The 21,360-nt window shown below is 59.5% G+C and carries 18 protein-coding genes and 1 pseudogene; 7 read left to right on the top strand and 12 right to left on the bottom strand.

Annotation, left to right across the window (positions count from 1 at the left end; genetic code table 11):
- Window positions 1-51 precede the first annotated feature (51 nt).
- Both ACF8EA_RS24850 and ACF8EA_RS24845 read left to right on the top strand, forming a co-directional pair.
- Window positions 52-1,152: an AGE family epimerase/isomerase gene (locus ACF8EA_RS24850; protein WP_392523587.1), complete on the top strand. Its 1,101-nt coding sequence runs from the start codon at window positions 52-54 to the stop codon at window positions 1,150-1,152.
- 105 nt (window positions 1,153-1,257) lie between these two features.
- Window positions 1,258-1,506: a hypothetical protein gene (locus ACF8EA_RS24845; RefSeq protein WP_021784441.1), complete on the top strand. Its 249-nt coding sequence runs from the start codon at window positions 1,258-1,260 to the stop codon at window positions 1,504-1,506.
- 49 nt (window positions 1,507-1,555) lie between these two features.
- Here the strand turns inward: ACF8EA_RS24845 and ACF8EA_RS24840 are convergent, their stop codons facing one another.
- The 6 genes from ACF8EA_RS24840 to ACF8EA_RS24815 all read right to left on the bottom strand — a co-directional run bounded on the left by ACF8EA_RS24840 (window position 1,556) and on the right by ACF8EA_RS24815 (window position 8,006).
- Window positions 1,556-2,320, bottom strand: a complete 765-nt coding sequence (locus ACF8EA_RS24840; RefSeq protein WP_392523585.1) for an SDR family oxidoreductase — start codon at window positions 2,318-2,320, stop codon at window positions 1,556-1,558.
- Between the two features lie 591 nt (window positions 2,321-2,911).
- Window positions 2,912-3,628, bottom strand: a complete 717-nt coding sequence (locus ACF8EA_RS24835) for an ABC transporter ATP-binding protein (RefSeq protein WP_021784443.1) — start codon at window positions 3,626-3,628, stop codon at window positions 2,912-2,914.
- A complete protein-coding gene (locus tag ACF8EA_RS24830) occupies window positions 3,625-4,500 on the bottom strand; it encodes an ATP-binding cassette domain-containing protein (protein ID WP_392523584.1) in 876 nt (291 codons plus the stop codon). The genes ACF8EA_RS24835 and ACF8EA_RS24830 overlap by 4 nt, the downstream gene beginning before the upstream one ends.
- Window positions 4,497-5,798: a high-affinity branched-chain amino acid ABC transporter permease LivM gene (livM, locus tag ACF8EA_RS24825; protein ID WP_021784445.1), complete on the bottom strand. Its 1,302-nt coding sequence runs from the start codon at window positions 5,796-5,798 to the stop codon at window positions 4,497-4,499. Before livM ends, ACF8EA_RS24830 begins: the two co-directional genes overlap by 4 nt.
- Before the next feature lie 2 nt (window positions 5,799-5,800).
- A complete protein-coding gene (locus ACF8EA_RS24820; protein WP_014592581.1) occupies window positions 5,801-6,715 on the bottom strand; it encodes a branched-chain amino acid ABC transporter permease in 915 nt (304 codons plus the stop codon).
- A 154-nt stretch (window positions 6,716-6,869) separates the two neighbouring features.
- Entirely contained in the window at window positions 6,870-8,006 is a 1,137-nt protein-coding gene (locus tag ACF8EA_RS24815; protein WP_021784446.1) for a branched-chain amino acid ABC transporter substrate-binding protein, read from the bottom strand.
- A gap of 499 nt (window positions 8,007-8,505) precedes the next feature.
- On the opposite strand from ACF8EA_RS24815, the gene pncB reads away from it, so the two are divergent.
- Both pncB and nadE read left to right on the top strand, forming a co-directional pair.
- Window positions 8,506-9,711, top strand: a complete 1,206-nt coding sequence (gene pncB, locus ACF8EA_RS24810; protein WP_021784447.1) for a nicotinate phosphoribosyltransferase — start codon at window positions 8,506-8,508, stop codon at window positions 9,709-9,711.
- 3 nt (window positions 9,712-9,714) lie between these two features.
- Window positions 9,715-10,542: an ammonia-dependent NAD(+) synthetase gene (gene nadE / locus ACF8EA_RS24805; RefSeq protein WP_021784448.1), complete on the top strand. Its 828-nt coding sequence runs from the start codon at window positions 9,715-9,717 to the stop codon at window positions 10,540-10,542.
- A gap of 103 nt (window positions 10,543-10,645) precedes the next feature.
- On the opposite strand, the gene azu is transcribed toward nadE, so the two are convergent.
- On the bottom strand, window positions 10,646-11,092 hold the full coding sequence (gene azu, locus ACF8EA_RS24800; protein WP_392523582.1) for an azurin: 447 nt from the start codon (window positions 11,090-11,092) through the stop codon (window positions 10,646-10,648).
- Between the two features lie 348 nt (window positions 11,093-11,440).
- On the opposite strand from azu, the gene ACF8EA_RS24795 reads away from it, so the two are divergent.
- Window positions 11,441-12,028, top strand: a complete 588-nt coding sequence (locus tag ACF8EA_RS24795; RefSeq protein WP_028697884.1) for a TIGR00730 family Rossman fold protein — start codon at window positions 11,441-11,443, stop codon at window positions 12,026-12,028.
- Window positions 12,029-12,149: 121 nt separating this feature from the next.
- On the opposite strand, the gene ACF8EA_RS24790 is transcribed toward ACF8EA_RS24795, so the two are convergent.
- Complete coding sequence (locus ACF8EA_RS24790) at window positions 12,150-14,450, bottom strand: YgiQ family radical SAM protein (protein ID WP_012053852.1); 2,301 nt, start codon at window positions 14,448-14,450, stop codon at window positions 12,150-12,152.
- A gap of 178 nt (window positions 14,451-14,628) precedes the next feature.
- Window positions 14,629-14,859, bottom strand: a pseudogene (locus ACF8EA_RS24785) (DUF3077 domain-containing protein); the annotation flags it as partial.
- 797 nt (window positions 14,860-15,656) lie between these two features.
- On the opposite strand from ACF8EA_RS24785, the gene ACF8EA_RS24780 reads away from it, so the two are divergent.
- Both ACF8EA_RS24780 and ACF8EA_RS24775 read left to right on the top strand, forming a co-directional pair.
- Window positions 15,657-16,811 (top strand): YcaO-like family protein, encoded by a 1,155-nt coding sequence (locus ACF8EA_RS24780; RefSeq protein ID WP_367250613.1) that lies wholly within the window; start codon window positions 15,657-15,659, stop codon window positions 16,809-16,811.
- A gap of 1 nt (window position 16,812) precedes the next feature.
- Window positions 16,813-18,468 (top strand): ATP-binding cassette domain-containing protein, encoded by a 1,656-nt coding sequence (locus ACF8EA_RS24775; RefSeq protein WP_392523580.1) that lies wholly within the window; start codon window positions 16,813-16,815, stop codon window positions 18,466-18,468.
- A 24-nt stretch (window positions 18,469-18,492) separates the two neighbouring features.
- On the opposite strand, the gene dnaB is transcribed toward ACF8EA_RS24775, so the two are convergent.
- From dnaB to ACF8EA_RS24760, 3 genes are all read right to left on the bottom strand, one after another.
- Window positions 18,493-19,890: a replicative DNA helicase gene (gene dnaB, locus ACF8EA_RS24770; protein ID WP_021783887.1), complete on the bottom strand. Its 1,398-nt coding sequence runs from the start codon at window positions 19,888-19,890 to the stop codon at window positions 18,493-18,495.
- A gap of 113 nt (window positions 19,891-20,003) precedes the next feature.
- Window positions 20,004-20,450 carry a 50S ribosomal protein L9 gene (gene rplI / locus ACF8EA_RS24765; protein WP_003249568.1) on the bottom strand — a complete coding sequence of 149 codons (447 nt, stop codon included), beginning with the start codon at window positions 20,448-20,450 and terminating at the stop codon, window positions 20,004-20,006.
- A 20-nt stretch (window positions 20,451-20,470) separates the two neighbouring features.
- Window positions 20,471-21,334 carry a hypothetical protein gene (locus tag ACF8EA_RS24760; protein WP_021783886.1) on the bottom strand — a complete coding sequence of 288 codons (864 nt, stop codon included), beginning with the start codon at window positions 21,332-21,334 and terminating at the stop codon, window positions 20,471-20,473.
- Window positions 21,335-21,360 lie beyond the last annotated feature (26 nt).

The following is a 21,360-nucleotide window of genomic DNA, read 5'->3' as shown; positions in this document are numbered from 1 at the left end:
AACCCCACTTCTGCTACCATGGCGCCCTGCCCGACAGCGACGAGCGCCTAAATGTCCGACCCCCGCCCCACCCTGCCCGAACTGGCCCGCTTCAACCAGCACTTCGCCGAACGTATCGTGCCGCTGTGGCAAGGCCCGGGCTGGAACGCCGACATGGCCCTGCCCTACGAAGCGCTGGACGCCCAGCACCATCCGTTGCCGGTGCAGCGCTACCGCGCCATGGCCTGTGCGCGCCAGCTTTACCTGTTCAGCAGCCGTATCGGGCAGCCGGGAGCCGCCGAGCGTGCCGCAGCCCTGTTTCGCTCGCTGCAAAAGCACTTCCACGACGCCGAGCACGGTGGCTGGTTCTACAGCATCGACGCCCACGGCAAGCCGCTGGACCGGCGCAAGGACCTGTATACCCACGCCTTCATCGTGTTTGCCTGCGCGCACTACTGGGGCAAAGTGCGCAAAAGCCTGGTGGAGTCCAGTTTGAATGCCGCGCTGGACATCATCGACCAGCAGTTTGCCCGTGACGATGGCCTGTACGAAGCCTGCCTGGGCGAAGACTGGGCCGACCTCGGCACTGGCCCGCTGCAAAACCCACAGATGCACCTGGCCGAAGCGTTCCTGCAGGTACTGGCTGTGCGTGGCGACGAACATGTCCGCCAGTCACTGCTGCAATTGTGTCAGGCGCTGGAGGCGCATTTCATTGACCCGGTCCATGGCCTGATGCTGGAAAAGCCACGCGGGGCTGTGGATAACTGGTTCGAGCCGGGGCACCAGTTCGAGTGGTTCTATCTGTTGCATACCTCCCCGCTGCTGCGTGAGACGCCGCTGCATGCCTCAATTGACCGGGCTTTCGGCTTTGCCGAGCAATGCGGGGTGAAGGATACGGCGGTACTGGCCATGCTGAAGGCGGATGGCCGGGTGCTTGATGCCTCCCAGCGTATCTGGGCGCAGGCCGAGTACCTGCGGGCGCTTACATTGCGTGAAGGCAGCGAAGCAAAGCTAGCTGGGCAGTTTGGCGCGCTTTCAGCGCGGTTCCTGCGTGACGCGGGCTGGTATGAGTGCCGAGGTGGTGACGGCGCGGTGAGCAGGGATGACATGCCATCGACCACGCCTTATCACTTGGCTACCTGCCTGGAAGGGCTGAATCAGGCGAACACCTGACTGTCCATACAACGAACCTGTCAGGGGTGAGCGCTTCCCTCTGCCGGAAGTATCTCCCCACGCCTATGTTGGTGCTCCTTTCTCGAACGTTCAGGAGTTACCAAAATGGAAGCAGAAGCCTTCAAGGCATTTGTCGAAGAGCAGATCAACCGAGCGGCACAGAAGATAATCGATCACGGCCACCGCTATGACGAGCACTCTCATGGCAAACTCAGCTACCTGCTAAGCCTGCGCCGTGTCATCAACTGCGAAGCAACGGCTGAGGACATGGGCCGCCATGACGCCATCAACGATGTCCTTCAAGCGTTAGGCATCATCCCTGAAGACAGAACCGGCTTTAGCTTTATCAACTGAGCGATACGGTTGTTTCGCGAACCGGGTCTTTCCGGTTCGCGGCTTGTGCTTAGCCTTTTGATCGGTCGATCGAAAACCCAGCCCAATCCTGGCTCACCGGCATCAGTTCCAGGCTGTTGATGTTGATGTGCGCCGGCTGGTTGAGGATCCAGAAGATGGTCTCGGCAATATCCTGTGGCTGGATCGGCTCCGCACCCGCGTAGGTAGCATCGTACTTGGCCTGGTCACCACCGAAGCGCACCAGCGAGAACTCGCTCTCGCACAGGCCAGGCTCGATGTTACTCACACGCACGCCAGTACCGCGCAGGTCGCAACGCAGGCTCAGCGAGAACTGGCCGACGAAGGCCTTGGTGCCGCCATACACGTTGCTGCCCGGGTACGGGTAGTTGCCTGCCACGGACCCGACGTTCAGGATCGTCGCGCCACGGCCATGAGCGATAAGCCGTGGCAGCAGCAGGCGAGTGGTGTACATCAGGCCCTTGATGTTGGTGTCGACCATGGTTTCCCAGTCATCCAAACTGCAGTTCTGCGCAGCATCCACACCCAGCGCCAGGCCGGCGTTGTTGACCAGACCGCGAATCTTTTCAAAACCGGCCGGCAGATTGGCAATAGCCTGCTCCATGGCCTTGCGGTCACGCACGTCCAGCACCAGGCCATGCACTTCGGTCTTGGCCGACAGTTCAGCGCACAAGGCATCCAGGCGCTCTTTGCGGCGCCCAGTGAGTACCAGCTTCCAGCCGGCTTCGGCGAAGCGGCGGGCAGTGGCCTCGCCGAAACCGGAAGTCGCGCCAGTGATGAATACGGTGGACGTCATGCTCTGTTCCTCGCGGTAGGTTCATGCCAGCTTGGCAGCATGCCCGCGGACAGCGCTGGCAGCAAGCCGCTCAGGGGCTGTTCATTTTTTGTTCATATTCGTCAAACCCTTGCGACAGAGGGCTCGCCGCCAGGTATGCGCATGTTATCCACAGGGCTTTCCCCACGGATTGGGGGCAACTTGTCCACTGCACGGAACCCTTTCAGCGGGTTGCGGTCGGTGGATATCTTTTAGGTGATGGCGCAAGGCTTTCAAACATGCCGCCTGCAACGGTCTGTCCAACGTTTTCTCACAGACTTATCCACAGGATTTTCGCTGCGTTTGAAGTGCACGCAGGGGTTGTGAAAATCAGAGAAAATCATCCACAAAGGGGATATGAACAAAAAATGATCATATGCCTACAGGGCTTGATTATAAAGGCCTAGAGCGATATGCCACCATGTTTTCCACAGGCGGCTCCACATTATCCGTGGAAAAGATGTGGCCTGTGGAAACAATGGCTTGCGGGGGAATATTGGCGTGCGCCGAGAGAAGGGAACGACAAGTTTTCCACATTGGGAAGGGGGCTGCATTGCAGCCCCTGCATACAACTCAGTGCCCACCCAGATAAGCGTTACGCACTTCCTCATTGACCAACAGTTCCTGCCCGGTCCCGGTCATGCGAATCTGCCCGTTGACCATCACATAGGCCCGGTCCGACAGTTTCAGCGCATGATTGGCGTTCTGCTCCACCAGGAAGATGGTCATCCCGGTCTTGGCCAGCTCTCGCAGGGTCGAGAAGATCTGCTTGACCACGATCGGCGCCAGCCCCAGCGAGGGCTCGTCCAGCAACAGCAACTTCGGCCGGCTCATCAGCGCCCGGGCAATCGCCAGCATTTGCTGCTCGCCACCGGACATGGTCATGGCCCGCTGGTTACGCCGCTCCTTCAACCGCGGGAACAGCTCGTACATGCGCTGCATGTCTTCGTCGGCATGCTTGTCGCCGATGGGGATGGTTCCCATCATCAGGTTTTCCTCGACGGACATGTCGGGAAACACCCGACGCCCTTCCGGCGACTGGGCAATGCCGTTGGAGGCGATGTAGTGCGAGGATTTGCGGGTGATGTCGGTGCCGCGATACACGATATGCCCGGATGCCGCCCGCGGCTGGCCGAAAATCGACATCAGCAGGGTCGACTTGCCGGCACCGTTGGCACCGATCAGGCTTACCGTCTCGCCCTCGTTGATGTGCATCGAGACCTTCTTCAGCGCCTGGATCGGCCCATAGAACACGTCCAGGTCCTTCAGCTCGAGAATGGGTGCACTCATACCAGTTCCTCTTCGTCTGCACCCAGGTAGGCGGCAATCACCGTCGGGTTGTGGCGGATGTCCTGCGGTGCACCTTCGGCAATCACGTTGCCGTGGTCCAGCACCACGATATGGTCGGAGATGCTCATGACCATGCCCATGTCGTGCTCGATCAGCACCACCGTGATGTCGTGCTCGTCACGCAGCACACGGATCATGCGGCTGAGTGCTTCGGTTTCCTGCGGGTTCAGGCCCGCCGCCGGTTCGTCCAGGCAGATGATCTTCGGCCGCGTGCACATGGCCCGGGCAATTTCCAGACGCCGCTGCTGGCCGTACGACAGCTCGCCGGCCAGGCGGTTGGCGCAATCGACCAGATCGACCACTTCCAGCCAGTAGAAGGCGTGGTCCAGTGCATCGCTTTCGGCCTTGCGGTAGGCCTTGGTGTTGAGCACCCCGGCCAGCAAGTTGCGGTTGACCCACATGTGCTGGGCCACCAGCAGGTTCTCCACCACCGACATTTCCTTGAACAGGCGAATGTTCTGGAAGGTGCGCGCCAGGCCGGCGCGATTGACCAGGTGGGTACCGCCGAACATCTTGTAGTAGATACGGTTGGCAAAGCGCGCAGGCGACACGAAGTCGGCGGCCTGGAAGCGTTCGCCGAGCAGTTGGATGACGTTGGTGTGGCTGCCGCGCACGTTCAGCTCGATGCGTCCGCCACTGGCCTTGTAAAAGCCGGTCAGGCAGTTGAACACCGTGGTCTTGCCGGCGCCGTTGGGGCCGATCAGGGCAAAGATCTGATTGCGCCGGACCTTCAGGCTGACGTCGCTGAGCGCCTTGATGCCACCGAACTGCATCATCAGGTTGTCGACCGAGAGAATGATATCGTCGCTCATGGCGCCACTCCTTTACGCGGGGTCACACCGGCACGGCTGATGCGGATCAGCCCACGCGGTCGCCAGATCATCATCAGCACCATCAGCACGCCGAACAACAGCACCCGGTACTCGGAGAAGCTGCGCAGCAGTTCCGGCGCCACGGTCAGCACGAACGCGGCGATGACCACGCCCACGGTCGAGCCCATGCCGCCCAGCACGACAATGGCGAGGATCAGCGCCGACTCGAAGAATGTGAATGACGATGGGTTGACGAAGCCCTGGTAGGTGGCGAAGAACACCCCCGCCAAACCGGCAGTCGAGGCACCCAGGGTAAAGGCCGACAGCTTGACCAACACGTGGTTCAGGCCCATCGAACGACAGGCGATCTCGTCTTCACGCAGCGCTTCCCAGGCCCGGCCGACCGGCATGCGGGTCAGGCGATGCTTGATGTACAGCACAGCCAGCACGACCATGAAAAGCACCGCGTAGATGAACACGAACTTGAGGCTGGCGTTGTACTCGAAGCCGAAGAACTCGTGGATCGGCACCCCGCCATCCTTGGCCCGACGGCCGAACTCCAGGCCGAAAAAGGTGGGTGAAGGCGCCGGCATGCCATTGGGGCCACCGGTGAACGATAGCCAGTTGTTCAGCACTAGACGGATGATCTCGCCAAAGCCCAGCGTCACGATCGCCAGGTAGTCACCGTGCATGCGCAACACCGGGAAGCCGAGGATGCAACCCGCCAGCGCCGCAGCAATGGCCGCCAACGGCAGCACGCTCCAGAAACCCAGCCCCAGGTATTGATAACCGAGCGCCAGGCCGTAGGCACCGATGGCATAGAACGCCACGTACCCCAGGTCGAGCAGGCCGGCCAGGCCGACCACGATGTTCAGGCCAAGGCCCAGCAGTACGTAGATCAGGCCGAGGATGACCACGGTCAGCAGGTACTTGTTGGCGAAAATCGGGAAAACGATGGCAATAACGATCAGCGCAGGAATGATGTAGCGCAGGCGCGACTTGTAGTCCGGGGCGGTCACATGCACGCCCGAGCCGCCGCTGTCGAAGCCCAGGAGCATGCGTTGCCCGGGGGCAGTCTGCAGGAACAGGCTGAGCAGGAAGCGCCCAACCATCACACCGCCGACCAGCCAGGCCACGCGGCGCGGCTCGGCATTGAAGGTGTAGCCGTCGAGTACCACGCCAACGACCGGGCCAAACACGATGAGTGCAAGCAGGCCTGCGACAATGGTCTCCAGCAGGCTGCGTTTAAGGTCGAAACCCTTGGTTTCACTAACAGAGGCAGTTTTGGCAACGGACATGTTCACACCTTAGCCACGAGCGGGCGACCCAGCAGGCCTTGTGGGCGGAAGATAAGGATCATCACCAGCAGTGAGAAGCTGAACACATCCTTGTAGTCGGAGTTGATCAGGCCTGAGAACAGCGACTCGGAAATACCCAGGATGATCCCGCCGAGCATGGCACCCGGCAGCGAGCCGATACCACCGAGCACTGCGGCAGTGAACGCCTTGATACCGATGATGAAGCCGGCGTAGAAGTCGAAGGTGCCGTAGTTCATGGTGATAAGCACGCCAGCCAGGGCGGCCATCACTGCACCGATGACGAACACGTAGGAGATCACCCGGTCGGTGTTGATGCCCAGGATGGAGGCCATCTTGCGGTCTTGCTGGGTGGCACGGCACATGCGGCCGAGTTTGGTGTACTTGATCACGTAGGTCAGCAGGCCCATGCCGACGAAGGCCGCCACCAGGATGAAGATCTTGGTATATGTCAGTTGCACGAAGCCAGTGCCGACTTCGACACGCATGGCGCCTTCCAGCAGGGTTGGCACGCCTTGCTGGCGGGCGCCCTGGCTGATCTGCGCGTAGTTTTGCAGGATCAGCGAAATGCCGATGGCGCTGATCAGCGGTGCCAGGCGGGTGGAGTTACGCAGCGGTTTGTAAGCGATGCGTTCGATGGTGAAGCCATACACGCCGGTGACGACGATGGTGAACAACAGGGTGCCCAGCATCAGCAGGGGGAACGATTCGACACCGAAGTAAGCCAGCAATGCCAGGCTGATCGCCGCGAGGTAAGCGGAGATCATGTACACCTCGCCGTGCGCGAAGTTGATCATGCCGATAATGCCATAGACCATTGTGTAGCCGATGGCGATCAGGCCATAGACCGACCCGAGGGTCAGGCCGTTGACCAGTTGCTGCAGGAAAATACCATCCATAACGCAATCTCACCTGATTGAGATTGCACGAGCGCCGACCACGGCGCGGGCCACCTGTGCGGGGCCCTTGCCGCGCAGAACTGTGCAGATCTACGAATAAAGACAGGTACCGCGGGGCTTGGGCCCGAGCAACAGCCCGGGCCGAGGGCCATTGTTATTTTTGTTTTTCCAGCTGGTGGTATTTACCGTTCTTGTCCCACTGGTAGACCACGTAGTCGGAGACGGTCAGGTCGCCCTTGCTGTCCCACTTCTTCTCGCCCATGACGGTCTGCACCGGGTTGGCCTTGAGCCACTTGGCAGCGTCTTCGCCCTTGTTCGACTTCGCGCCATTGAACGCGGCAGCCAGCGCCTGCAGCGAAGCGTAGGCGTACAGGGTGTAGCCCTCAGGTTCGGTGCCGGCCTTGCGGAACTCCTCCACCACCGCCTTGCTGTCTGGCAGCAGGCGCGGGTCGGCACCGAAGGTCATGTAAACGCCATCCACGTACTGCGCGCCACCGGCGGTGGACACCAGTTCGTCGGTGACAATGCCATCATCGGACATGAACTTGACGTCTTTCAGGCCCTGCTCGCGCAGCTGGCGAACCAGCGGGCCGGCTTCCGGGTGCAGGCCGCCGAAGTAGACCACGTCGGCACCGGTAGAGCGGATCTTGGTGACCACAGCGCTGAAGTCTTTCTCGCCACGGGTCAGGCCTTCGTACAGCACAGGCTTCACGCCACGTTTCTCCAGCTGCGCCTTGGTCGCGTCAGCCAGGCCCTGGCCGTAGGTGTCCTTGTCGTGCAACACCGCGACCTTCTTGCCCTTGAGCACGTCGACGATGTAGTCGCCTGCGACGATACCCTGCTGGTCGTCACGGCCGCACATGCGGAACATGGCGCTCAGGCCGCGCTCAGTGACCGCTGGGTTGGTGGAGCCTGGGGTGATGGCAATCACGCCCGCCTCGTCATATACCTCGGACGCCGGGATCGTGTTGGAGGAACAGAAGTGGCCCACCACGCCGATCACCTTGTCCTGATCGACCAGGCGGTTGGCCACGGACACGGCTTGCTTCGGTTCACAGGCGTCATCGCCTTTGACCAGGACGATTTTCTCGCCATTCACGCCACCGGCGGCGTTGATCTTGTCGGCCGCTGCCTGCGCACCTTTCATGTACTGCTCGCCAAACGCTGCGTTTGCCCCGGTCATGGGGCCCGCTACGCCGATCTTGACGTCGGCCTGGACATACGAAGAAACACCCAGTGCCGTAGCTACGGCCAGAGCCAGGAAACCTTTCTTGTAAAACGTCTGCGACATGAGGTGGTGCTCCTAGAGTTTTTTTGGTTGGCACTACAACTTCTCAGCCCGGTACTCCGAGCAAGGGCCGTGCCATAGGTTTTGTGTTCCGGGAAAACACACTGTGAAGGGTGCCTGCAGGCGACGGGCGGCCTTTTCTTTATTGAGCGTGCAACCGTCTGCCACGCGGCAGGCGCCACCACACGTACAGACAAGGAGCAACCATCGAGTGCCATCATTGCAACCCTTGCAAGTGTTTACGTGCAACCGCCCTGTAACAGCCAACGTCACCGAAGTGCACACCACTGGTGCGCGAGTGCTACAGGCGGCACCGTTTCAAGGCTAGCCGGTGCACGGAAAAACACCTCTGTTTTGGCCGTTCCGGCCTCTTCGCGGGCAAGCCCGCTCCTCGTTCCAGCACCATGTAGGAGCGGGCTTGCCCGCGAAGAGGCCGGAACAGGCACAACAAGACCAAAGACTGGCACAATGTCCGCCATTCGCCGCTTCCGGAGCCCCCTTGATGAGCGAAAGCGCATTCGCCGAGCGCATCGTGCACAACCTGCTCGACACCGACTTCTACAAACTCACCATGATGCAGGGAGTGCTGCACAACTACCCGGACGCCGACGTCGAATGGGAATTCCGCTGCCGCAACGGTGAGGACCTGCGCCCCTACCTCGGCGAAATTCGCAATCAGCTCGAACGGCTTGGCGACCTCACCCTGGACGATGGCCAGCTGGCCTTCCTCGAACGCATCAGCTTCCTCAAACCCGACTTTTTACGTTTTTTGCGACTGTTCCGCTTCAACCTGCGTTACGTGCACGTCGGCATTGAAAACGACCAGCTGTTCCTGCGCCTGAAAGGTCCATGGCTGCATGTGATCCTGTTCGAAGTGCCGCTGCTGGCCATCATCAGCGAAGTACGCAATCGCAATCTGCACCCGCACATGCGCCTGGCCGAGGCGCGGGACCAGTTGTACCGCAAGTTCGACTGGCTGCGCGCGCATGCCAGCGACGACGAGCTGGCCGAACTGCAGGTGGCCGATTTCGGCACCCGCCGGCGTTTTTCCAGCCGCGTGCAGGCGGAAGTGGTACGGGTGCTGCGCGACGACTTCCCCGGCCGCTTTGTCGGTACCAGCAACGTCGACCTGGCATGGAAACTGGATATCAAGCCGCTGGGCACCATGGCCCACGAGTGGATCATGGCCCACCAGCAGCTCGGCCCACGGCTTATCGACAGCCAGATTGCCGCGCTGGACTGCTGGGTACGCGAGTACCGTGGTCTGCTCGGCATCGCCCTGACCGACTGCATCACCATGGATGCCTTCCTCGGCGATTTCGACCTGTACTTTGCCAAGCTGTTCGACGGCCTGCGCCATGATTCAGGCGAGCCGGTAGCCTGGGCGGAAAAGGCCATTGCCCATTACCAGAAGCTGGGTATCGACCCGATGACCAAGACCCTGGTGTTTTCAGACGGCCTCAACCTGACCCGCTCGCTGGAAATTTTCCGCGCCCTGCGCGGCCGCATCAACGTCAGCTTTGGCATCGGCACCAACCTGACCTGCGACATCCCAGGTGTGGCGCCAATGAGCATCGTGCTTAAAATGACCGACTGCAACGGCGCACCGGTGGCCAAGATCTCTGACGAAGCCGCCAAGACCCAGTGCCGCGACGAGAACTTCGTCGCCTACATGCGTCACGTATTCAAAGTCCCCAGCAAGGAGTAACCCATGCAAGCGGTTCAGCAAGAGATTGCCCAGGCGCTGAAGGTACAGCCGCCGTTCGTCGACGCGGCAGCGCTCGAGGCCGAAGTCGCCCGGCGCGTGGCGTTCATCAAGAACTGCCTGGCCAACGCGCGACTCAAGACCTTGGTGCTGGGCATCAGCGGTGGCGTCGACTCACTGACTGCCGCCCTGCTCGCCCAACGCGCCATCAACGAGCTGCGCGCCGAGACCGGCGACAAGGCATACACCTTCATTGCCGTGCGCCTGCCGTACCAGGTACAGCATGACGAGCATGACGCCCAGGCATGCCTTGACGTGATCAAGGCTGATGAAGTTCACACTGTGGATATCGCCCCGGCAGTGCGTGCATTAGCGGCCGAAGTGGTGGAGTTGAAGAACGGCTCGCCGACGCTGGTGGACTTCGTGGTTGGCAACGTCAAGGCGCGCACCCGAATGGTCGCCCAGTACACCATCGCGGGCGCCCGCGCGGGTCTGGTGATCGGAACCGACCATGCCGCCGAGGCGGTGATGGGCTTCTTTACCAAGTTTGGTGATGGTGCCTGCGACCTGGCGCCGCTGAGTGGGCTGGTGAAGAATCAGGTGCGGGCGATTGCGCGCAGCTTCGGTGCGCCGGAGTCACTGGTGGAGAAGGTGCCAACGGCCGACCTGGAAGACCTGGAGCCGGGCAAGCCGGACGAAGCATCACATGGTGTGACCTACCAGCAGATCGATGCCTTCCTGCACGGGCAGCCGGTTGACCAGGCAGCGTTCGACATCATCGTCGCCACCTACCGCAAGACCCAGCACAAGCGCGAACTGCCGTTCGCCCCATAAAAGCTTCGCGGGCGCACCCGCAGGTTAATCCCTGTCCTTGAAAACAGTGATCAACTTGTGGGACGTGCCCGCGAATAGGCCCGAGAGGCCTACACAGCCGCCTTCACTTGACGACGACCGTGCCCTTCATCATGGAGATGTGGCCTGGGAAAGAGCAGAAGAAGCCGTAGTCCGTGCCAGCAACCAGCTTGGCCACATCAAAGGTCAGCGAGTCTTTTTCGCCCGCGCCAATGATCTTGGTGTGAGCAATGACACGCTCATCGCCCTCTTTCAAGTAAGCCTTTTCGATACCGGCGCTCAAACCGTCAGTAGCGATTGCCTGCATGTCTGCGGCCTTGCTGATTACTACGTTGTGCCCCATGACATTCTTCGGCAGGTTGCCCGAATGTTCCAGGTTCACGGTGAATTGCTTGCAGCTCTTGTCGATGACGATTTCCTTGGTATTGAAGGACATCTGATCGGTGGAGTCGACAGTGACCGAGCATTCGGCTGCGAAGACAGAGGCGCTGGCGAGGGTCAGCAGGGATACCGCTACAGCTTTCGCAAACATCATGAATCTCCTTGGCAGGGTTTTATCAATTGCGAGACTGCCTGAAACCGTTCAGCCCCTTGCTGATATGGGTCAAGGGGGTGTCAAGGGGTCAGCCAGTAGAATTGTTCAATAGATTGTATACAACCAATTTAAGGGCACATCATGCCCTTTTATTGGACGATGGGACAACCTCTCATTTAGGAGCAATACCAAATGCCCATCTCCAATTTCCTCAATAGCCTGCTCGCTGCCTACGCCCACGGGGCTACAGGTGCAATCTGCGAATTCTCCCGGCCAGAATGAACCGGCCTTGGAAGTGACGGGCTTGCGCCGTACCCTGTGCACCTGAGTGACAGGAGATGAGCAATGCCCGTACGTTCCGTTTGTGTGTTCTGCGGCGCCAGCATCGGCGCCAACCCTGCCTACCGTGAAGCAGCCGTCGCGCTAGGCCAGGCCATTGCCCACCGCGGTTTGACCCTGGTGTACGGCGGTGGCGCGGTCGGCTTGATGGGCGTGGTTGCCGACGCAGCCATGGCAGCCGGTGGCGAAGTGGTGGGGATCATCCCGCAGAGCCTGCTGGACGCTGAGGTCGGCCACAAAGGCCTGACCCGTCTGGAAGTGGTGGATGGCATGCATGCGCGCAAGGCCCGCATGGCCGAGCTGAGCGATGCCTTTATTGCCTTGCCGGGTGGGCTGGGTACGCTGGAGGAACTGTTCGAAGTGTGGACCTGGGGGCAGCTGGGCTATCACGCCAAGCCGCTCGGCCTACTGGATGTGAACGGTTTCTACGACAAGCTGGGCGGGTTCCTCGACCATATCGTCGAAGAAGGCTTCGTGCGCCCGCAACACCGGGCGATGTTGCTGCTGGGGCAGCAGCCAGACGAGCTGCTGGACGGGATGGACCGCTTTATCGCGCCGGTAGCGCCGAAGTGGGTCGACAAGCAGCCTGACTGACCCAGATGAATGGGCCGAACACTGACCCTGTGGGAGCGGGTTCACCCGCGAATCGATAGTGGATCTACCGATGCATTCGCGGGTGAACCCGCTCCCACAGGGCTCTATGTAGCCTTCAAGATCAGCGGGGAATGACAGGCTGACGCGGCTTCTTGTTGCCCTTGCCGCCCTTGCTCGCCTCTTTGCGCTCCTTGGCCGCCTGCTGGTTACGCGCAAACGCTTCGGCCTTGGCCTTCTCGCGCTTGTCCCACGGTTTGCTGCCATCGCTGCCACGCGGCGGCAGGCCGGTGTGCTGGGTGAGGATCTTCTGGTCCTTGCCCACCTTGTGGCTCCCGGCCGGGGTCGAGTTCTTGCGGCGCGCACTCTGGTAGCTGTCGGTCTGCGGCTGGTGCGCCGGAATCAGCTGGTGCTTGCCCGGCCCGATCAGGTCGGCGCGGCCCATCCGCTGTAGCGCTTCACGCAGCATTGGCCAGCCCTTCGGGTCGTGATAGCGCAAGAACGCCTTGTGCAGACGGCGTTGCTCGTCGCTCTTGACGATCTCCACCCCTTCGCTCTTGTAGGTCACCTTGCGCAGCGGGTTCTTGCCCGAGTGATACATGGCCGTGGCCGAGGCCATTGGCGACGGGTAGAACGCCTGTACCTGATCGGCACGGAAGCCGTTGCCCTTCAGCCACAGGGCCAGGTTCATCATGTCTTCGTCGGTGGTGCCCGGGTGCGCAGCAATGAAGTACGGAATCAGGTACTGCTCCTTGCCCGCTTCTTTCGAGAACTTCTCGAACATGCGCTTGAAGCGGTCATAGGTGCCGATACCCGGCTTCATCATCTTGTCCAGCGGGCCACGCTCGGTGTGCTCCGGGGCAATCTTCAGGTAGCCGCCAACGTGGTGGGTGACCAGTTCCTTGACGTACTCCGGCGATTCCACCGCCAGGTCGTAGCGCAGGCCGGAAGCAATCAGGATCTTTTTCACACCCGGCAAGGCACGGGCCTTGCGGTACAGCTCGATCAGCGAGCTGTGGTCGGTATTGAGGTTTTCGCAGATACCCGGGAACACGCACGACGGCTTGCGGCAGTGCTTTTCGATTTCGGGGCTTTTGCAGGCGATGCGGTACATGTTGGCAGTCGGCCCGCCAAGGTCCGAGACCACGCCGGTGAAGCCCGGCACCTTGTCACGCATCTCTTCGATTTCGTGCAGGATCGACTCGTGCGAGCGGTTTTGGATGATGCGGCCTTCGTGTTCGGTGATCGAGCAGAAGGTACAGCCACCGAAGCAGCCACGCATGATGTTCACCGAGAAACGGATCATCTCGTAGGCCGGGATGCGCTCCTTGCCATAGGCCGGGTGCGGCACACGGGCGTAAGGCATGCCGAACACGTAGTCCATTTCCTCGGTGCTCATGGGGATGGGTGGCGGGTTGAACCACACATCCACTTCACCGTGCTTCTGCACCAGCGCGCGAGCGTTGCCCGGGTTGGTCTCCAGGTGCAGCACGCGGTTGGCATGGGCATACAGCACGGGGTCGTTACGCACCTTTTCGAACGATGGCAGGCGGATCACCGACTTTTCCCGGGTCACGGCCGGGCTGTCGAGAATCTGCACCACCTTGGCTTCGTTCGGATCTTCCTGGTCGCCCTTGGCCTGTTCGATGGCACAGGCCTGGGTGTCCTGGGTGTTCACGTACGGGTTGATGATCTTGTCGACGCGCCCCGGGCGGTCAATACGGGTGGAGTCGATTTCGTACCAGCCCTGCGGGGTATCGCGGCGCACGAAGGCGGTGCCGCGCACGTCGGTGATGGTCTCGATCTTCTCACCGCTTGACAGGCGCTGGGCCACCTCGACCACCGCACGCTCGGCGTTGCCGAACAGCAGGATGTCGGCGCTGGCGTCGATCAGGATCGAATGACGAACCTTGTCCTGCCAGTAGTCGTAGTGGGCGATGCGGCGCAGCGAAGCCTCGATGCCGCCGAGCACGATCGGCACATGCTTGTAGGCCTCCTTGCAGCGCTGGCTGTACACCAGGCTGGCACGGTCCGGACGGCTGCCGGCCAGGCCACCCGGGGTGTAGGCGTCGTCGGAACGGATCTTCTTGTCTGCGGTGTAGCGGTTGATCATCGAGTCCATGTTGCCGGCGGCCACACCGAAGAACAGGTTTGGCTCGCCGAGTTTCATGAAGTCGTCTTTCGACTGCCAGTTCGGCTGGGCAATGATGCCCACACGGAAGCCCTGGGCTTCCAGCAGACGGCCAATGATGGCCATGCCGAACGACGGATGGTCGACGTAGGCATCACCGGTCACGATGATGATGTCGCAGGAATCCCAGCCGAGCAGATCCATCTCCTCCCTGCTCATTGGCAGGAAAGGTGCTGGTCCGAAGCATTCGGCCCAGTACTTGGGATAGTCGTAGAGAGGTTTGGCTGCTTGCATGTCAGTGACCGGTTCTGGTGTGCAGGGAAATCGCGGGCGCGGAATATAGCACAAATTTTGACCAAATCCGACTGGATTCGTGGGGATTGGTGGGCGGGGCGACGGTTGGGGGATGGACGTGGCAGGTGGTTGGCTTGAGGGGTGTAGTGGGGTTGCCAGGTGTTCGACAGAATCCTTGCAGCGCCTTGGCCATCGCACTTGGGTAATGGGCAGCCCAGATCATCATCGGCTTCTCATCCATCAACCCGGTGATGGTCAGTTCGCGCACATAGCCCATCAACTCCGAAGACTGCTCGCGGGCGTCTCTACACGGGATCCCGGGCTCGATGCGGAACAACGGGTGGGTGCCGTTTTCGCCTTGGTAGAACGTGGTCTTGCCGACGGTGAATTGGGTGTCTTCTTTTGTCATTGTTCAATCCCCTCAAATTTCTCTATTGCCTGGCCGGGCCCTTTCGCGGGTGAACCCGCTCCCACAGGTACGGTGCAACTATTGAAGCCTGTGGTGAACCTGTGGGAGCGGGTTCACCCGCGAAAGGGCCAGCCCAGGCAACACATCAACGAAGCCTTACAGCAGGCACCTGCCCCTGCATCGGGTTGTCTTCAAGAAAAGGGGGATCGTGGGGTGGATCGGGGACAATTTTCAGCATGCCGTGATCTCGTCTGATTCCGAAAAGACCGCCACGACGACAATTGCATTTGATGGGTAGCGGCTACGTACGGGTCTGCCTCAAGAGCAAGGCGATTACTCGCAGGAAAACCTGAGCCTGCTTAGACCGATGGCGATCGCGCGCCCCTGCTGAGCGATCGCAATCCCTTCAGATCTTTACTAAATATTTAGCCTCTCCAACCCTCAGAAAATGCTAACCGGCTAATTATTAGTAGATTTTCTCTAGATCTTAAAAAATGTAGGAATCGAACTTCAAGTCCTAGTAAAAAATCCTACGACAACTTTCCTCAACAAATTCCGAGCAGATCTTGAACCAATAAAAAAACAAGTGATACAACAGTGACGCGCTGGAAGGCGCACTCAAACCAACTCTATAGGAGCACTAGCCATGGGACGTCGTCGTTCTGAAATCCACACTCTGCAGATCCCACGCGTGATGAACTACACATTCACCGAGTCCGAGGTTGAATTTCTCAACCTTCTGTAAGTGACAAACCAGAAGGGGCTTAGCCCCTTCTGGCTCTACCAAGGAGCAGAACATGATTACCGAACGCGAGCTGAACATAGAAGAGGCCTACAACCGTCTGACAAGGCTGCATCATCACTTAGGGCTTCAATCGAAAACAAAACTATCAAAAAAAAGTAGCCTGGTCGCCACATGCCACTTATACGACAGCGCCTACAAAGAAGTTTCTTGCGGAGCAGGAAAAGGGGAACATTGCGAACTAGGAGCACTTGCCGAGAGCCTAGAGCATTACTTCGTCGACAAGAGTACTCCACCACTCATCGAAAGCGACCAAATTTTGCAATCGATAGCCCCATTTGACGATTGGCTCCTAAAATCCATTCCCCCGGATTGCCGAATACCTTATTTCAGTCTTCAGGCATTGAACAGCTACGACGAAATAGCCATTCCCGCGATATTGATAGCACCTTCCTCCAGAAACATTGATGAAATCGAAAAAACTGCAGCGGGCTTTCTTTCCAAATATTCGACCAACTCTGGTACAGCACTTGGCTGCACGGAGAACGAGGCTCTGCTCCACGCCATCAATGAAGCTATCGAACGTCACGCACTTTCTATGTACTACCTATCACTTTGTGGCCTGACTTCCCCACCCAAACTTTACCAACCTTCGAATTCTTTTCTGGAAGAGACATTTGCCCATGATACCGAGCTTCTCCGCCGGGCCAGAAAACTAGAAATATACTTGACGCACGACTTCTACGAAGTTTCATTTTGCATTGCTGTTTCTCGTAGTAAAAAAGAAGGCTCACTCAGCAGCATTGGCTCCGGCAGCTCCATCAACCCCTCCATTGCAATGTACCGCGCCGTAACGGAGCAGATTCAGTGCGAGCAGCTTTCTGGGGCCACAGAAAAACAAGAAGATCTCTCTGCTGAAAAAATGCTTACTCATTCAACCCGCCTTTCAGCTCTTATACACCCATGCCCCACATATGCTGTACCCGCTTTTCACCCTCCGCATACCGATCTCAGCGTGCGCGGGCAAGTCAAGCGAACACTGATCAACTTGGAAAAACATAACAAGATCGCATTCTATCGCACACTTTATGAGCACCCGAATCTCGCTACGGTTGTTCAGGTGTTCATACCCGGACTTGAACGCTTCCACCTGATCAGATCAGGTATTCCAGTCGCGCCACAGAGTGCACTCAAAGGCATAAGGCAATGACATGCAAATCTATAGAGGAATTCTCGCCGCCCTCGGCGCGACACTGCTCCTGAAAATCGCGACCGTCGTACCTGCTCTAGTCTTGGCCGACATCATTGACAACCTGGCCACCTCAGCCGCGTCTTCCCAGCTTCTGCTCGGAGCTTTCATATGCCTTGTCGCATTACAAGCCTCTATGACCCCTCTACAAGCCTGGTGCCTGGCGCGGCTTTGCCAGGAACGCGTGAAGCAACTTTCCATCCGCTGGTGCCGCGAATTGCTGGACAAGCGCTTCGAGGCCTATGGACAACTCCATGGCGGAACACTGGTAAAAGTACTGGATAGGGGCATTACCGCACAGGAGCGGTGGTTGGGCTTTCTGATTGGCTCGGCGTGGCCGGTGCTAGCCGAAGCTGCAGTGCTGATAACGCTCTTCGCTTACCTGGGAGCTACTTCGGTATTGATCGGCCTCATCCCTTTGAGCCTGGCCTACCTGTGGGCCAACGATCGCCTGGTGCGCTGGCGCCGGCCACATATCGAGGCAGTGAACGCTCGCGAGGATGAACTGGCGGAACAATGGGTGGATACCTTCGCCAGCGCGGCAACGGTCAAACTGGAAAAGGCCGAGGATGCTGCAATGCTCCCGGTCAACCAGACACTTTCGCACTATGCCGACTCAGCAGTGCAGGTAGCTCACAGTGGGGGTTGGATTCAGAGCCTGCGCACCCTGTTCATAGGCCTGGGCAGTGGCGGTTTGCTCATGTGGGGTATCCATGATCAGGCTCTGGCAACACCGCAATTGAGCCTGGGCGAGCTGGTTGCTCTCTTCACCTTGGTGAGCGGATTGCTGGCAGGGGTTGCGCAACTTGCTGAGGCCTGGCGATTGCTAGACCAGTTTCGGCTAGACAAACGCAAACTCGAACAATGGCTCCAGCTCCCCTCGTTCGGCCCAGCATGCACTACTGAGGCGAAGTCCCAAGACAAGGACGCTGGCCTAAGCATCGCCCCGTGCCAGTTGAGCGCTCGAGATAATGTACAACTTCACATCGAAGAACCCTTGGTACTGCACAAAGGAGAACGGGTCGCACTGATCGGGCCCAGCGGATGTGGTAAATCGACACTTCTGCATACGCTGGCGGGAACGATATTCCCGTTGCGCAAGGATGTGCACCTGCACGGCAGGTGCCTGGCGTCGCTCAACGCTAGTGAACAATTCAGTCGATTACGACTCTGCCCTCAGGAGGCGCATTTCATACCCGGCCCCCTGCCCCGCGCCGTGCTGTTCGAGCAAGCTCATGATCGCGCTCAAATCGAACGATGGCTTGAAAGGTTGGGCCTGAGCAAAGACTGGTACGAACTTGATCTGGATGCACGCGCAGAATCGATATCGGGCGGCGAAGCACGCAGGCTGACGCTGCTACGCCTTCTTAATCAGCCTGGGGAATTCAATTTCTTTGACGAGCCCACAGCCGGGCTCGATGCCGCGTCGGCAGAGCGTACCTGGGACCTGTTGTTCGAAGCATTTAAAGGGCGAGGGCTGATTTGCGTGACGCATGATCAGAGCGCACTGTCGCGGTTTGACCGGGTGATCACCCTGAGCGAGGGGCGGATCATCAGCCAAGGGCAAACGAAGATCGCTCAGATTTCAGAGCTAGCAGGCGCACCGCAAACCTTGTAGGAGCAGCCTTGCTAGCTCAATGGGTTATTCATCATCATCAAAGTTGTACATGCCCGGCGCCAAGTTCTCGAACCGGGTGTACTTGCCGATAAACGCCAAACGCACGAAGCCGATGGGGCCGTTACGCTGTTTGCCGATGATGATTTCCGCCACGCCCTTGTGCTCGGTCTCGGGGTGGTACACCTCGTCGCGGTATACGAACATGATCACGTCGGCGTCCTGCTCGATTGCACCGGATTCACGCAAGTCGGAGTTCACCGGGCGTTTGTTCGGGCGCTGCTCCAGCGAGCGGTTCAGCTGCGAAAGGGCAATAACCGGGCAGTTGAATTCCTTGGCCAGGGCCTTGAGCGAGCGGGAAATCTCGGAAATTTCGTTGGTACGGTTGTCACCGGCCGACCCCGGAATCTGCATCAGCTGCAGGTAGTCGACCATGATCATGGCGATCTCGCCATGCTCACGGGCCAGGCGACGGGTGCGCGCGCGCATTTCCGAGGGGCTGATACCCGCCGTATCGTCGATGAACAATTTGCGGTCGTTGAGCAGGTTCACTGCCGAGGTCAGGCGCGGCCAGTCGTCGTCGTCCAGCTGGCCGGAACGGACCTTGGTCTGGTCGATACGCCCCAGGGACGAGAGCATACGCATGATCAGCGACTCACCTGGCATCTCCAGGGAGAACACCAGCACCGCCTTGTCGGTACGCAGTACGGCGTTTTCCACCAGGTTCATGGCGAAGGTGGTCTTACCCATCGACGGACGACCCGCGACGATGATCAGGTCGGCTGCCTGCAGGCCGCTGGTCTTCTCGTCCAGGTCAGTGTAACCGGTGGAGATACCGGTGATGTCGCTGTCGGAGTTGAACAACGTATCGATGCGGTCGATGGCCATGGTCAACAGTTCGTTGACACCCACCGGGCCGCCGGTTTTTGGCCGGGCCTCGGCGATCTGGAAGATCTGCCGCTCGGCGTCGTCGAGGATTTCTTCGGCGTTGCGCCCTTGCGGATTAAAAGCGTTGTCGGCGATGTCGGTACTGATGCTGATCAGTTGGCGCAACGTGGCCCGCTCGCGAATGATCGCGGCGTATGCCTTGATGTTGGCTACCGAGGGAGTGTTCTTGGCCAGCTCGGCCAGGTAGGCCAAGCCGCCGACTTGCGAGGACAGGCCTTCCTTGTCCAGTTGCTCGTGCAGGGTAACCACGTCAAATGGCTGGTTGGCATCGGCCAACTTGTGCACGGCACGGAAAATCAGGCGGTGGTCATGCCGGTAGAAATCGCCATCCGACACTTGGTCCAGCACCCGCTCCCAGGCGTTGTTGTCCAGCATCAGGCCACCGAGTACGGCCTGTTCGGCCTCGATGGAATGCGGCGGCACCTTCAGGGCTGCGGTTTGCAGGTCTAGCTGTTCGGAAGTGGTGATCTCGTTCATGGCCACGAAAGAATTCTGGAGGACGAAAAAGACAAAGGGCACGGCCTGTCGAAAACAGGACCGTGCCCGATGTTAACCGCCTGACTCGCAAGGAGCCAGCCAGTTAGCGCAGCTTAGGCAGCTACGACGACCACGCGTACGGTGGCTTCAACGTCGCTGTGCAGGTGCACGGCTACGTCGTATTCGCCAACCTGACGGATGGTGCCGTTCGGCAGACGAACTTCAGCTTTGGCCACTTCAACGCCGGAGGCGGTCAGGGCGTCAGCGATGTCGTGGGTGCCGATCGAACCGAACAGCTTGCCTTCGTCGCCAGCGGTGGCAGTGATGGTCACTTCCAGCTCGGCCAGTTGGGCAGCGCGGCTTTCAGCCGAAGCTTTCTTGTCAGCGGCTGCTTTTTCCAGCTCGGCACGACGCTCTTCGAACGCAGCCAGGTTGGCGGCGTTGGCAACGGTGGCCTTGCCGAATGGCAGCAGGAAGTTACGGCCGTAACCAGCCTTAACTTTTACTTTGTCGCCCAGGTTGCCCAGGTTAGCGACTTTTTCCAGCAGGATCAGTTCCATTTGGTAAAACCTCTTAACTTTTAACCTTCACCGTTCGCGGAGTCTTTCCCCGGAGGGGACTTGCGACCGCGAAAATCAATCAGGCTGTCGACAATGGCCAAAACCATCAGCAACGGATAAATCAGCTGCATGATCAGCGGCAGCGTCACGTACATCCCCACCAGCCAGAAACCGGCCAGTCGGCCCTGTGCCACCAGCCCGTGCATCAAGGCGATGCCGGCCAGCACCAATACCAGGCTCGAGGCAGATGCCAGGATGATGAACTGCGGCCCGATAAACGGAGCCACCACCATCACTGCCACCAAGGCCGCCGTGGCCTGTTTCGGCAACTTCAGTTCGCGAAACTCGCGACCGAAGCCTCCAGGGTTGTACAACGCTGCCTGCCAATAGCGCGCCAGCACCAAGGCCAGCACACTGAACAATTGCACCGTCACTGCTGTAGAAGCGACCAGCACAGGGCGGATCAGCTCATCGGAGAGTACCGGTTGCCCCTCGATTTTCGGCATGGCTTCGGCAAACGCCTTGGCCAGCACATCGAAGGTTTGCGCCAGCGCCAGATCGAGCACGAGGCTGAAAGCCACGGCGAACACGGCACTGGCGAGCAACACCCGGCTCCAGGGATACTCGGCACGCAACATGGCGGCCAGGGCAATGGCACCCGCAATCACCAGAAAGGTGATGGGATCGCCCATGACCCACACGGCCAGCCCGGCCAGCAGGCCGCCGGCGATGACCGTTGTAGCATCCTTGAACCCACGCCGCAGCAGCACAAGGCTGCAGGCAGCGGCACTCAACCAGAACAGCAGCGGCAGTACCGCGCTGATGACCACCACGAGGGTGGCCTGCACACGACCGCGCATGATGAAACTTGCTAACGCTCGCATGCTAACCCCTTACTGCTTGTCGACGA

Origin of the sequence: Pseudomonas sp. YQ_5 (genome assembly GCF_043103305.1) — a bacterium.
GTDB lineage: Bacteria > Pseudomonadota > Gammaproteobacteria > Pseudomonadales > Pseudomonadaceae > Aquipseudomonas > Aquipseudomonas putida_Y.
Note: the sequence above shows the minus strand (reverse complement) of the source record. Positions and strands in the feature narration are given on the sequence as shown.